General features: G+C 73.1%; 10 protein-coding genes. 4 read left to right on the forward strand and 6 right to left on the reverse strand.

Annotated elements, in window-relative coordinates:
* Positions 1-26: 26 nt before the first annotated feature.
* The 3 genes from ACFPLC_RS27135 to ACFPLC_RS27145 all read left to right on the forward strand — a co-directional run bounded on the left by ACFPLC_RS27135 (position 27) and on the right by ACFPLC_RS27145 (position 2,064).
* Complete coding sequence (locus ACFPLC_RS27135; RefSeq protein ID WP_378198361.1) at positions 27-758, forward strand: VOC family protein; 732 nt, start codon at positions 27-29, stop codon at positions 756-758.
* 38 nt (positions 759-796) lie between these two features.
* The gene (locus ACFPLC_RS27140) at positions 797-928 is read left to right on the forward strand and encodes a hypothetical protein (protein WP_378198359.1); all 132 of its coding nucleotides are present in this window, start codon (positions 797-799) and stop codon (positions 926-928) included.
* A gap of 74 nt (positions 929-1,002) precedes the next feature.
* The gene (locus ACFPLC_RS27145; protein WP_378198787.1) at positions 1,003-2,064 is read left to right on the forward strand and encodes a GNAT family N-acetyltransferase; all 1,062 of its coding nucleotides are present in this window, start codon (positions 1,003-1,005) and stop codon (positions 2,062-2,064) included.
* A gap of 4 nt (positions 2,065-2,068) precedes the next feature.
* On the opposite strand, the gene def is transcribed toward ACFPLC_RS27145, so the two are convergent.
* The 6 genes from def to ACFPLC_RS27175 form a co-directional block, all read right to left on the reverse strand.
* Positions 2,069-2,569 (reverse strand): peptide deformylase, encoded by a 501-nt coding sequence (gene def / locus ACFPLC_RS27150; RefSeq protein ID WP_378198357.1) that lies wholly within the window; start codon positions 2,567-2,569, stop codon positions 2,069-2,071.
* Between the two features lie 239 nt (positions 2,570-2,808).
* Positions 2,809-7,506 (reverse strand): DEAD/DEAH box helicase, encoded by a 4,698-nt coding sequence (locus ACFPLC_RS27155; protein ID WP_378198355.1) that lies wholly within the window; start codon positions 7,504-7,506, stop codon positions 2,809-2,811.
* Entirely contained in the window at positions 7,499-8,287 is a 789-nt protein-coding gene (locus ACFPLC_RS27160) for a DeoR/GlpR family DNA-binding transcription regulator (RefSeq protein WP_378198353.1), read from the reverse strand. The genes ACFPLC_RS27155 and ACFPLC_RS27160 overlap by 8 nt, the downstream gene beginning before the upstream one ends.
* Positions 8,259-9,536, reverse strand: a complete 1,278-nt coding sequence (locus ACFPLC_RS27165) for an MFS transporter (protein ID WP_378198351.1) — start codon at positions 9,534-9,536, stop codon at positions 8,259-8,261. The genes ACFPLC_RS27160 and ACFPLC_RS27165 overlap by 29 nt, the downstream gene beginning before the upstream one ends.
* Complete coding sequence (pdxA, locus tag ACFPLC_RS27170) at positions 9,533-10,561, reverse strand: 4-hydroxythreonine-4-phosphate dehydrogenase PdxA (protein ID WP_378198349.1); 1,029 nt, start codon at positions 10,559-10,561, stop codon at positions 9,533-9,535. The genes ACFPLC_RS27165 and pdxA overlap by 4 nt, the downstream gene beginning before the upstream one ends.
* Positions 10,558-10,713, reverse strand: coding sequence for a hypothetical protein (locus ACFPLC_RS27175; RefSeq protein ID WP_378235949.1), 156 nt, complete (start codon positions 10,711-10,713; stop codon positions 10,558-10,560). Before ACFPLC_RS27175 ends, pdxA begins: the two co-directional genes overlap by 4 nt.
* Positions 10,714-10,897: 184 nt before the next feature.
* On the opposite strand from ACFPLC_RS27175, the gene ACFPLC_RS27180 reads away from it, so the two are divergent.
* On the forward strand, positions 10,898-12,736 hold the full coding sequence (locus ACFPLC_RS27180) for an Hsp70 family protein (RefSeq protein WP_378198784.1): 1,839 nt from the start codon (positions 10,898-10,900) through the stop codon (positions 12,734-12,736).
* Positions 12,737-12,752: the final 16 nt, after the last annotated feature.

A 12,752-nucleotide genomic window follows, 5' to 3' on the forward strand; every position in this document is an offset into this window, starting at 1 on the left:
CGGAGGTGGCGGTTAGCCTGCGGCGCATGACCACGCGCCTGGTGAACCTGGTGATCGACGCGGCGCGCCCGGAAGTCCTGGCGGACTTCTGGGCCGCGCTGCTCGGCTGGCACGCCGTCGTCGAGGAAGACCGCGAGATCGACGTCCGGGCCCCGGAAAGCGACGGCTGGGACCTGGACCTCGTCTTCGTGCCGGTCCCCGAACCCAAGGAGGTCAAGAACCGCATCCACCTGGACCTGGCGAGCACGACCCCCGAGCACCAGGCCGAGCTGGTGGCGCGCGCCCTGGAGCTGGGCGGCCGCCGGGCCGACCTCGGGCAGGGCGACCTGCCCTGGGTGGTGCTCGCCGATCCGGAAGGCAACGAATTCTGCGTCCTCGAGCCGCGCGAACGGTACGCGGACACCGGAGCGGTGGCGGCGATCCTCGTCGACGCCCACGACCCGGAGCTCCTGGCGGGCTTCTGGGCGCGGATCACCGGCCGGCCGATCCGGGCCCGCGAAGGCGACACCCTGGTCGGGTTGCGCGCGCCGTCCGGACGGGGGCCGTGGCTGGAATTCCTGCGCAACGACGACGTCAAGCGGGTCAAGAACCGCGTGCACCTGGACGTCGCGCCCCCGGCGGGAGCGGATCACGCGGAGGCGGTGACGGAGGTCGTCGCGGCCGGTGCGGCGCCGGCGGACCTGGGCGGTCCCGCACTGCCGTGGCGGGTGCTGACCGATCCGGAGGGCAACGAGTTCTGCGTGCTGACCCCACGCTGACCCAGCTCGCCTGGGAACGCGCAGGATCGGGACCCGCGGTGGTGTTCTGCCACGGCACGCCGTGGTCGTCGTGGCTGTGGCGGCCGCTGGACGCCCCGGTCGCGCTGGCCACCGAGCTGTGGTCCTGGCTGAGTGTTTCGGCGGCGTTGCCCGGGCGCGTCGAACGCTGACCTGCGCGAAACACCGGCGTCCTGGGGAGGCAACAACCCCGGGGGACCGTGGGGGCATGGAGACCTCCGAAGCGTTGCCCCAGCCGGGCCGGACGGCCGTCGTCGAGGAGCCGGCGGCGCCGTCGGCGTGGCGGGTGCGGATCCGGATGCACGACCACCCGGGCACCCTCGCCCGCATCGCCATCCGGCTCGCCGATCTCGAGTGCAACATCCTCGGCCTGTCCGTCCTGCCGGTGCCCGGCGGGGTGCTCGACGAGATCGTGCTGCGTCCCGCGACCGGCCTGCCCCGGCGGCACCTGGTCGACGCCATCCGCGCCGAGGGCTGCGAGTGCACGGCGATCATCGACGCCGACGTCCACGAGCTCGTCGACCCGTCGGCGTCGACGCTGCTGGCGGCTCGCCGCGCGATCGACGACCCGGCGCGCCTGGCCGACGTGCTGAAGCACGTGCTGGCCGCGGACGTCGTCACGCTCGTGCCCGCGACGGAGGCGAACCCGGCGCGCACGGAGAGCGGGCACCGGGCGGTGTTCGCGCTGGCCGACGGCGGCGCGCTGGTGGCGCGCCGCCAGTGGGCGCCGTTCGTGCAGCTGGAGCTGACCCGCGCCGAAGCCCTGGTCACGCTGCTCGCGGCGGCGGCCCGGAACGCGGCCGGCCCGGTGGTCCTCGACCGCCCCGACGGCGCGGCGATCGTGCTGCGCAAGGGCGTCCCCGGCGACGCCGACGCGGTCGCCGAACTGCACCGCCGCTGCTCGATGGCGACGCTGTTCCGGCGCTACCACACGGGAGTGCGGACGGTCCCGCGCCGCAGGCTCCACCGGCTGCTGGTGCCCCCGCGCGGCACGAGCGTGCTCGCCGTCTTCGGCCGCGAGGTGATCGGCCTGGCCCAGCTCATCCCGATGCTCACGGGCGGCGCCGAGATCTCCCTCCTGGTGGAGGACGACTGGCAGCGGCAGGGAATCGGCACGGCCCTGCTGGCGCGGCTCGCGGTGCTGGCGGAGGCCCAGGGCATCACGGAGCTGTCCGCCGACTGCCTCGCGGGCGACGACATCCTGCCCCGCACGGCCGCGCGCGCCGGCCTGCGCACCGAACGCGGCATCGAGGACGCCGCCCGGCTGAGGCTGTTCCTGCCGGCTTGAGCCGTCAGCGCTTCCAGAACCAGTCTTTTTCCCGCGCCGCGCGCAGGGCCGACTTCTTGCGCTCGGCGGTGAGCCGGTCGAGGTAGAGGACGCCGTCGAGGTGATCGGTCTCGTGCTGCAGGCATTGCGCCAGCACGTCTTCGCCTTCGACCTCGATGGGCTCGTTGTGGATGTCGACGCCGCGGACCTTCGCGTGCTTCGCCCGCTTGGTGGGGAACCACAGTTCCGGCACCGACAGGCAGCCTTCGTCGATCTCGTGGGTTTCCTCGGACAGTTCGACGATTTCGGGGTTGACGACATACCCGGTCAGCCCGGCAACGTCGTAGCTGAAGACCCGAAGCCCCACGCCGATCTGCGGCGCGGCCAGCCCGGCCCGCCCGGCGGGCTTGACGGAGTCGACCAGATCCCGCACGAGCGCCTCGAGCTTCTCGTCGAACACGGTGACCGGATCGCAGACGGACTTGAGGATCGGATCGCCGAAATAGCGCAGTTCGCGCATCGCCATGAGCAGAACATCCTTCGTGCGTGTCGGACTGGCAGCTTAGGGCAGTCCGGACCGGTGCCGTCGGCGAATCCGAAACCGATGGACCGGGTGGGTCCAACAGCAGACCCAGCACGGGCCGCAGGAACCGGCGCACGGACTTCACCGGAACCCGGCCGGCGATGCCGTGCGGGCCGTCGGTCGGCCGAGGCGGGCAGCGCCTTCCGACGGGCCGGATGCGGGGCCGCCTTCCCGTTCGCCTCTCAGGCCCGCAGCCGCAGGCCGGAGGGGGTGGCCCGGAAGCCTGCCTCCTGCAGCACCTGCGCCAGCTCGGAGGTCAGTGCTTGCTCGCCGTCCGCGCGTTGGACCGACAGCTGGCCCAGCCAGCCCTCGCGGACGGCGGCCGACAGGGCCTGGGCGGCCTGCGACAACGCCTCGCGCTCCTCGGTGAAACTCAGCAGTGATCGCCCTCCTCGCTCCACGTACAGGGCCGGGACGCCGTCGACCAGGACCGCCAGTGCGCCCGCCTTGCGGGCCGGGCGGTGCTTCGTATCGCCCGTCGCCGCCGGCCATGGGAGGGCTGCGCCGTACGGTTGGGCCGGGTCCGCTGCCGCCAGGACCACGGGGCGGCCCGGTGCCGGGCGCCCGGGACCCGACAGTGCTCGCAAACGGTCCACCGCGCCCTTCGCCGCGAACTGGGCCGCGCCGAGGCCCTCCACCACGTAACCGCGGATCACCTGGCCCGTGTCCTCCATGCCGCGCAGGACCTTGTAGATCCCGGAGAACCCGCCGGTGACGCGTTCGGTGTCGAGCGCGCCGCGGGTCAGGACGCCGTGGCGCTCCAGGAACGCCTCCGTCCGCGCGTGGGCTCGGCGGGTCGCGTCGGTTTCGCGGGGCGGGGTCAGCGCCCACCGGCCCGCGACCGTCGGCGGCCCGGACCGCGACGGCATCTGCGGCCGGCCCGCCCGCAGCCGTGCGTACCGGCCGCGGGGGGCCTGGCGCCGGGGCTTGTGCGCGCCATGCCCCGCGACCTGGGCCCGTAGCGGGCCCAGGGTGTCGCCGGTGACCAGCCCGGCCCAGACCAGGTCCCACAGCGCCGCTACCACTTCGGCGTCGTTGGGCGCCTTCTCCACCAGCACGGTCGCGCGGTCCACCAGCTGGCGGAAGAACAGCGCCCCACCCTCCAAAGTGGACACGATCGCGTCGTGCAGCGGGCCGGTCGGGATGTCCTCGACGACTTCGGGCAGCAGGAGGTCGGCCACGTCGGTCGGGGCCAGGGCGATCCAGCCGTCGCCGCCGGACAGCGCGCCGCAGCCCGCCCAGGTGACCTCGCCCGCCGTAGTCAGCTCGTCGAGCAACGCGGGGGAGTAGCCCGGCAGCCGGCCGGGCAGGATCAGCGACTCCACCGCGCTCGCCGGCAACGGCGCCCCGGCGAGCTGCTCCACCACCGACAGCACGTCATCCGCCGTCGGGGCCGCCCGCACACGGCCGCCGAACCCGTGCCACGCGGGCAGGAACCGGCCCAGCGCCGCCGGTTCGACCGGTTCGACTTCGGCGCGCAGTTTCGCCAGCGACGCCCGGCGCAGCCGCCGCAGCACCGCCGCATCGCAGTACTCGACCCCGACGCCGTGGGTTTCCGGATGCCCGACCGGGCTCAGCTCGCCGCGCACCAGGCGGCCTTCCCCGGTCATCCGGTCGAGCACGCCGGTGACGACCGCCGCGCCGAGCCCGAACCGCGCGGCCGCGTCCGCCGCCGCGAACGGGCCCCGGCCGCGGGCGTAGCGCGACAGCAGGTCCCCGAGCGGGTCCGCCACCGGTTCGGTGAACGCTTCGGGCACGCCCACCGGCAGCGCGGTGCCCAGTGCGTCGCGCACCCGGCCGGCGTCCTCGATGGCCAGGAACCGTTCCGCGCCGCCGATCCGCACCCGGATCGCCCGCCGCGCCGCTTCCAGCTCGGTGAGCCACTCGGCTTGGATCCCGCGCTCCGCGGCTTCCTCGACGGTCAGGTCGCCGAGGAACCGCAGCAGGTCGGCGGCGTCCTCGGCCGAGCGTGCGTGCCTGTCCGGGTCGAGCCGCTGCAGCGACCGCTCCACTTCGGCGACGGCTTCGGGATCGAGCAGTTCCCGGATCGCCTCGGTGCCCAGGAGCTCGGCCAGCAGTGCCGAGTCGAGCGACAGCGCCGCCGCCCGCCGCTCGGCCAGCGGTGCGTCGGTCTCGTACAGGAACATCCCGATGTAGCCGAAGAGCAGGCTGCGCGCGAACGGCGACGCGGCCGGCGTTTCGACCTCCACCAGCCGCACCTTGCGCGACCGGACGTCGGCCATCAGCTCGCGCAGGCCGCTGACGTCGTAGACGTCCTGCAGGACTTCCCGCATCGCTTCCAGCACGACCGGGAACCGCTCGTACTTCGCCGCGACCGACAGCAACTGCGAGGCGCGTTGCCGCTGCTGCCACAGCGGAGTCCGGCGCCGGGGATCCCGGCGGGGCAGGAGCAGCGACCGCGCCGCGCACTCCCGGAACCGCGCCGCGAACACGGCCGAGCCGCCGACCTCGGCGACGATCAGCTGCTCCACCTCCTCGGGGTCGAGCAGCACGTCGTCCGCGCCGATGGTGACCTCGCCGCCCTCGGCGTCGAGCGCATCCGGCAGCCGCAGGACGATGCCGTCGTCGGAGTGCGCCACCTGCGCGTCGACCCCGCGGTTTTCCCGCAGCCGGGCGGCGATGGCCAGCGCCCACGGCGCGTTCACCTGCGCGCCGAACGGCGAGTGCACGACGATCCGCCAGTCGCCGAGCTCGTCGCGGTAGCGCTCCAGCAGGATCGTGCGGTCGTTCGGGACGTGGCGGGTGGCCGCCTTCTGCTCGGAGAGGTAGGCGAGCAGGTTGTCGCACGCCCGCTCGTCCAGCCCCGCCGCCTCGGCCCGCTCCCGTGCCTTGACATCGTCCGAAGTGGACAGTTCGCGGACGAACTTTCCCAGCGCCCGGCCGAGCTCCAGCGGACGGCCCGGCGCATCGCCCTTCCAGAACGGCATCCGCGCCGGTTCGCCGGGCGCCGGCACCACGATGACGCGGTCGTGCGTGATGTCGGTGATCCGCCACGACGACGTGCCGAGCAGGATGGTGTCGCCGACGCGCGACTCGTACACCATCTCCTCGTCGAACTCGCCGACGCGCGAGCCGGGCTTGTCGTCCGCGCCCGGGGTCATGACGGTGAACAGGCCGCGGTCGGGGATGGTGCCTCCCGACGTGACGGCCAGCCGCTGCGCACCGGGCCGCCCGCGCAGCTCACCGCCGATCCGGTCCCAGGTGATCCGCGCCCGCAGTTCGCCGAACTCCTCGCTCGGGTAGCGGCCGGCGAGCATGTCGAGCACCGCGTGCAGGGCGTCGTCCGGCAGCGCGGCGAAGGGAGCCGCCCGCCGGACCAGCGACGCCAGGTCCGGGACCGTCCACGGTTCCAGCGCCACCATGGCGACGATGTGCTGCGCCAGCACGTCCAGGGGGTTGCGCGGGTAGCGGACCGCCTCGATGGCGCCGCTCGCCATCCGCTCGGCGACGACCGCGCAGGAGACGAGGTCACCGCGGAACTTGGGGAACATCACCCCGGACGACACCGCGCCGACCTGGTGCCCGGCCCGGCCGACGCGCTGCAGCCCGGACGCCACCGTCGGCGGCGCCTCGATCTGCACGACCAGGTCGACCGCGCCCATGTCGATGCCCAGCTCCAGCGACGACGTCGCCACCACGCACGGCAGCTGCCCGGACTTCAGCGACTCCTCGACGTGGGTGCGCTGCTCCCGCGACATCGACCCGTGGTGGGCCCGGGCGATCACCGGCGGCGCGCCGGTGCTCACGCCGGACTGGCCGACGGCTTCGGCCGGGAACGCGTCGGCGGGCGTGAGCTCGGTCTGCTCGGCGGCCAGCTCGTTGAGCCGGGCGGTGAGCCGTTCGGTGAGCCGGCGCGAGTTGGCGAAGACGATGGTCGAGCGGTGCGCGCGGATCAGGCTCAGCACCCGCTCTTCGACCGCCGGCCAGATCGACGGCCGCTGGACGGGGTTGCCGGCCATCTCCTCCATCGTGCCCAGCCCGCCCGGCGCAATGTTCCCGGGCGGGAACGCCTCGGTCAGCGACTCGAGTGACTCGAGCGCCCCCGGCGACCCCAGGGCCTCCAGCGCGTCGAGCGGGCTCGGCGCCGGGCCGCTGCGGGGCGCGTCGAGGTTGCTCATGTCCTCGACCGGGACCTCGACGCGGACCTCGATGGTCTTCGCCAGCTTCGGCTGGACCACGCGCACCGGACGGCCGCCGGCCAGGAACGCGCTCACCTCGTCGATCGGGCGGACCGTCGCCGACAGGCCGATCCGCTGCGCCGGCTTCGGCAGCAGCGCGTCGAGCCGCTCCAGCGAGAGCGCCAGGTGCGCGCCGCGTTTGCCGCCGGCGACCGCGTGCACCTCGTCGACGATCACGGTCTCGACGCCGCGCAGCGACTCCCGCGCCGACGACGTGAGGATGAGGAACAGCGACTCCGGCGTGGTGACCAGCACGTCCGGCGGGGTCTTGCCGAACGTGCGGCGCTCGGCCGCGGTGGTGTCGCCGGTGCGCATGCCCACTTCAATCCCGGGCACCGGCAGCCCGAGCCGGCGGCTGGCCTGCGAGATGCCGGCCAGCGGCGCCCGCAGGTTCCGCTGGACGTCGACCGCGAGGGCCTTCAGCGGCGAGACGTAGAGGATCCGGCAGCGTTTGGTGGCTTCCGCCGGCGGCGGCTCCACCGAGAGCCGGTCCAGCGCCCAGAGGAACGCGGACAGCGTCTTGCCGGACCCGGTGGGCGCGACGACGAGGGCGTGCTCACCCGCGTGTGCGGCCCGCCAGGCCCCTTCCTGCGCCGCGGTGGGCGCGGCGAAGGCCCCCGCGAACCAGTCCCGGGTCGCGGGCGAGAAGAGGTCGAGCACGTCAGTAGCCACGTCATTCATGATGCGCGGCACCACCGACAATTTCCGGGGCCCCGGCGACGATCACGCTCTCGGCGAACTGCGGGAACGTCACGTCCACCCGCGGCTCGTCGGTGATCAGCCGGTACTCGCGGTCGAGCGGCGCCCAGTAGGAAAAAGGGGCCTGGTCCAGCTTGGAGTGGTCGGCCAGCACGTACGCTTCGGCGCCCGCGTGGAGCATCGCGTGCTTAGCCACCGACTCCTCCAGTGACGGGCAGCACAGCCCCCGGCCGGCGACCACGCCGTCCGCGCCCAGGAACACCCGATCGGGTGAGATGTGCCGCAGCTGGGCCAGCACGCTTTCGCCGAGGATCGCTTCGCCGGGGTGCCGCAGCCGGCCGCCGAGGACGACGAGGTCGATCCCGGTGAAGCCCGCGAGCTCGCGGATCGCGGTGACGCCGTTGGTCACCACGGTCAGACCCTCGCGGTGGGCGAGGTGGCGGGCCAGCCTGCCGGTGGTCGTGCCCGCGTCGAGTAGCACCACCTCGCCGTCCTGGACGAGCGCAGCGGCCTCCCGGGCGATGGCCTCCTTGGCCGCCGCGTGCTCCCGGTCCTTCTCGCGGGGGCTGCGTTCGGTGTCGAGCGCGCCGCCGTAGGTGCGGACGACGTGCCCGGCGCCGGCGAGCGAGGCGAGGTCGCGGCGGATCGTCGACTCGGAGACGCCGAACTCTTCGGCCAGCTCCGCGATGCCGCCGGAGCCGTCGCGGACGGCTTCCAGCAGCATCGCGCGCCGGTCACGGGTGCCTGGTCGCGGCTGGGACATGCGCCGACCCTTCCACAGTGCCGGGTTTCAGCCCGAAGAACGCCAGCCCGGCGGCCACGGCGAGGAACGCGGCCAGGACGACGAACCCGGTGGCCGGGGTGCCGGTGACGTCGGTGAGCCAGCCCACCAGGTAGGGACCGGTGAAGCCGCCGAGGTTGCCCAGCGCGTTGATCAGGCCCATCGCCACGGCGACCACTTCGATGCCGAGGACCCGGCTGGGAATGGCCCAGAACGGCCCGTACGGCATGTAGACGCCGGTCGCCACGACGCAGAGCAGCACCAGCTGCACGGCCGCCGGCCAGTGCGCGAGGTTGCCCAGCAGCAGCCCAGCGATCGCGACGAGCAGCGGCACGGTGATCGCGAGCCGCCGGTTGCCGGTGCGGTCGGACCAGTGCGCGCACGCGACCATGCCGGCCAGCGCCAGCACGTACGGCACGGCCGACAGGAACCCGACGGCCGTGGCCGAGCCGCCGGTCATCGCCTTCACCACCGACGGCAGCCACAGGGAGAAGCCGTAGAAGCCGGTGACCCAGAAGAAGTAGACGCCGACCAGCAGCAGCACCTGGGGGTTCGCCAGCGCTTTCCGGTAGCCCTGCTTGGCGAACGCCGGCTTCGCGTCTTCTTCGGCCTTCAAGGTGGTATCGAGGTACTCGCGTTCGGCGGCGGAGATCCACCGGGCCTGCGCCGGCCGGTCGGCCACCGCGAACCACCAGACGACCGCCCACACGAGCGGCGGCAGCCCCTGCAGGACGAACACCCAGCGCCAGGACATGTGGTCGAGCATGAACCCGGACAGCGGCGACATGAGGATCGCCGAGATCGGCAGGCACGTCATCCACAGCGCGTTCGCCCGCGCCCGCTCGGCCTGCGGGAACCACGACGCCAGCAGGATCAGCACCGCGGGCCACACGCCGCCCTCGAACAGCCCGAGCAGCAACCGGGCCAGGTGCAGCTGCGTTTCGTTGCGCACCAGCCCGCACAGCACCGCCGCGACCGCCCACGCGACCATCAGCAGCAGCACGGTCTTGCGGGCGCTCCACTTGGCCGCCAGCACCGCCGCCGGGATCTGCAGCACCAGGTAGCCGACGAAGAAGATGCCGCTCGCGAGCCCCTTCGCGCCGGCCGACAACGGGAAGTCGTCGCCGATGTAGGGCAGGATCACCGCGACGTTCGTGCGGTCGAGGTAGGCCAGCATGTACATGACCACCGCGACCGGGATCACGTACGCCCAGCGCTTGCGGGGGATCACCGGAGACCCGGTGGGTAGATGACGGGCAGCTTCCGCGCGTACGGCGCCAGGGTGGCCGCCGCCTTGAACGCCGCTCGCATGGTGCCGTGCGAGGCCCGGCCGGTGCCGGCGATGTCGAACGCCGTGCCGTGGTCGACCGACGTGCGCAGGATGGGCAGGCCGACCGTCACCGACACCGTGCCTTCGAAGTCGTACGTCTTCGACGCGATGTGCCCTTGGTCGTGGTAGAGCGAGAGAACGCCGTCGAACCGGCCCTGGATCCCTTGGTAGAAGACGGAATCCGCCGGGATCGGACCGACCACGTCGAGCCCGGCCGCCCGCGCGGCGGCGACCGCCGGGGCGATCGCGACGATCTCCTCGTCACCGAACTTGCCGTTCTCCCCGCCGTGCGGGTTGAGCGCCGCCACCGCCAGTCTCGGTTTTTCCGTGCCGAACACCTGCAGCGCGGTGTACGCCTCCCGGATCGCGTGCTCGATGTTCTCCCGGGTGATGTGGTCGATCGCCTCGCGCAGGGAAAGGTGCCGGGTGGCGAAAAAGATCTTCAGCCCGGAAACCCAGAACATCGTGTTGAACCGGGTCGACCCGGTCAGCTCGCCGAGCATCTCGGTGTGCCCCAGGTGCCGCGAGCCCGCCGCCCAGATGGCCTCCTTGTTGATCGGCGCGGTCACCACCGCGTCGACCTCGCCGGCCAGCGCGAGCCGGGTGGCGACCTCGATCGCCCCCACCGCCGCGGCGCCCGCGGTCGCGTTGACCTCGCCCCACGGCAGGTCTTCGGTGACCACGCCGAGGTTGAGCACGTCGATCACGCCGGGGGTGAACCGCGCGTCGGCGACCGTGGCGATCGGGTTGACCTCCAGGTTCAGGCCCAGGTGCCGGACCAGGCGTTCCAGCACGATCGCGTCGCCCACCGCCACCCCGCGCGCCAGCTGTAGGGCTTCGGGCTCGGCGAGGGTCTTGAGGGTGATCTCCGGGCCGATGCCGACGGGGTCGCCGAGGGTGACGGCGAGGACGGGGAGGTCGCTCACGGGATGTTCCTTCCGGTGGCCAGGACGTGGTCGCGCAGTTCCGGGCAGGCGAGCGGGGGTGCCTGCCTGCCCGGAACACGGCGCTCGCCTGCCGAAAGTTCGGCTGCCGCAGCAGTGTGTGGCAGCGAGCGGTACCGGGTACCTGCGGACATCTGCGACCTCCAATCCTGCGCATTCCGGTCAACTTTGATGATCGAACTGTGCAACTATCGTGCACCTTGATCACCGCCCGCGTCAAGGAGCAGTGACTTTCCCGGGTCCGCACGCACGGTGACCGCACGCATGGCAGCATCACGCGGGCGCCGTCGTGGCGTGTTCTTCGCGAAGGGGAGTGCTGTGCGGATCCTGTCGGTGGACCTCGGGACGTCCAACACCGTCGCCGTGCTTTCGGCGCACGGGATGCCGCCCCGGGTCGTCGAAGTGGACGGCTCGGCCAACATGCCGTCGGCGGTGTTCGCCACCGAAGAGGGCACAATCATGGTCGGCCGCGACGCCGAGCGGCGCGCCCGGCTCGACCCGACGCGCTTCGAACCGAACCCCAAGCGCCGCATCGACGAGCAGACCCTGCTGCTCGGCACCGACGTCGTCCCGGTGACCGACGCGCTGGCCGCCATCCTGCGCCGGGTGCTCGAGGAGACCTCCCGCCAGCTCGGCGGCGAGCAGCCCGACGAAGTCCGGCTGACCCACCCCGCGCAGTGGGGGCAGACGCGCCGGAACGTGCTGATGTCCGCCGCCCGGCTCGCCGGGATGGGCCCGAACATCCTGCTGGTGCCCGAGCCCGTGGCCGCCGCGGCGCACTTCGCGTCGTTCCCCGGCAAGTCGCTCGCGCCCGGCCAGGCGCTCGCCGTCTACGACCTCGGCGCGGGCACCTTCGACGTCGCGGTCGTCGGCGCCACGCAGAACGGGTTCACCGTGCTCGCCGAGGACGGCCTGCCCGACCTGGGCGGCCTCGACGTCGACCAGGCGCTGATGGTGCACGTCGGGCGCGAGGTGTCGCACTCGGACCCGCAGCGCTGGCAGCGGCTGCTGCGCCCGGAGTCCACCGGCGACCGGCGCACCCGGCGTGCGCTGCAGGAGGACGTCAAGGCGGCCAAGGAGGCGCTGTCGCGGCACCCGCAGACCGAGGTGCCGATGCCCGAGCCGTTCAAGGACGTCCTCGTCACGCGCGGCGAGCTGGAAGGCCTGGTCCGGCCGGCGATGCTGCGCAGCGTCGAGCTGCTGTCGCGGACGCTGCGGTCGTCCGGGCTGACCCCGGACCGGCTGGCCGGCATCTACCTCGTCGGCGGGTCGAGCCGGCTGCCGCTGGTCGGCACGATGATCGCGGAGAAGCTCGGTGTCGTGCCGGCCAGCCTCGACCAGCCGGAGACCGCCGTCGCGCTCGGCGCGCAGCACGTGGCCCGCGACGGGCTGTCCGTGCGCACCCAGAACGTCGAAGGGGCGGTGGCCGCGGGTGCTCCGCCGCACCGCCCGCAGTACGCCCCGCCGCCTCCGCCGCAGTACCCGGGCTACGCGCCGTCGAACTTCCCGCCCAGCGGCCCGCAGCCGGTGCCGTCGAACTTCCCGGCGTACTCGCCCGCCCCGGAGAAGGCCGAGCCGCGCGGGAAGAAGAAACTGCTGATCGGGATCGCGGCCGCGGTCGTCGTGGTGCTCGCGGCCGGGCTGACCTTCTTCCTCACGTCGTCGTCCTCGGTGGCGACCTACACCGCGGACCAGTGCAAGACGCCGGGCCAAGAGGACGACAAGGGCTTCACGGGGTGCCTGCGCCAACTGGCCGGGAAAATCGCCGACACCGGCGACTGCAAACCGGGCATGGGCAACGGCCCGGCGGCGCCGGCACAGCGCCTGGGCGCCGCGTCGACCTGCTCCGCACCGGGCCGGGCGGGCACGCAGGTGACCTACGTCCACGGCGACAGCGCCGACGCGCTCAAGCAGTACACCGACGGCCTGCTCGCTTCGGCGGGCGGTGACCGCACCGAGGCCGACTGGGGCGGCAACGGCCTCAAGGGGCACTACTCGTCGGCCGCGGGGAAGACGTCGGCGGTGCTCGTGTTCACGGTGTCGGACCGGCCGCTGGCCGGGTTCATCTACCAGCTGAACACGAGTGACCAGGCGGCGGCGACCACGCCCGGCACGCTGGCCGACTACTTCGAAGCGAGCGTTCAGCCGGGTCAGTAGGTGGTCACGCCCGCGG

It is taken from the genome of Amycolatopsis plumensis, from assembly GCF_042652605.1.
GTDB classification, from domain to species: domain Bacteria; phylum Actinomycetota; class Actinomycetes; order Mycobacteriales; family Pseudonocardiaceae; genus Amycolatopsis; species Amycolatopsis plumensis.

Excerpts from the sequence above, each read along its gene's own strand:
- ACFPLC_RS27135 (WP_378198361.1), top strand. The coding sequence starts at position 27 with ATGACCACGCGCCTGGTGAACCTGGTGATCGACGCGGCGCGCCCGGAA.
- def (WP_378198357.1), bottom strand. The coding sequence starts at position 2,569 with ATGGCGATGCGCGAACTGCGCTATTTCGGCGATCCGATCCTCAAGTCC.
- ACFPLC_RS27155 (WP_378198355.1), bottom strand. The coding sequence starts at position 7,506 with ATGAATGACGTGGCTACTGACGTGCTCGACCTCTTCTCGCCCGCGACC.
- ACFPLC_RS27160 (WP_378198353.1), bottom strand. The coding sequence starts at position 8,287 with ATGTCCCAGCCGCGACCAGGCACCCGTGACCGGCGCGCGATGCTGCTG.
- ACFPLC_RS27175 (WP_378235949.1), bottom strand. The coding sequence starts at position 10,713 with ATGTCCGCAGGTACCCGGTACCGCTCGCTGCCACACACTGCTGCGGCA.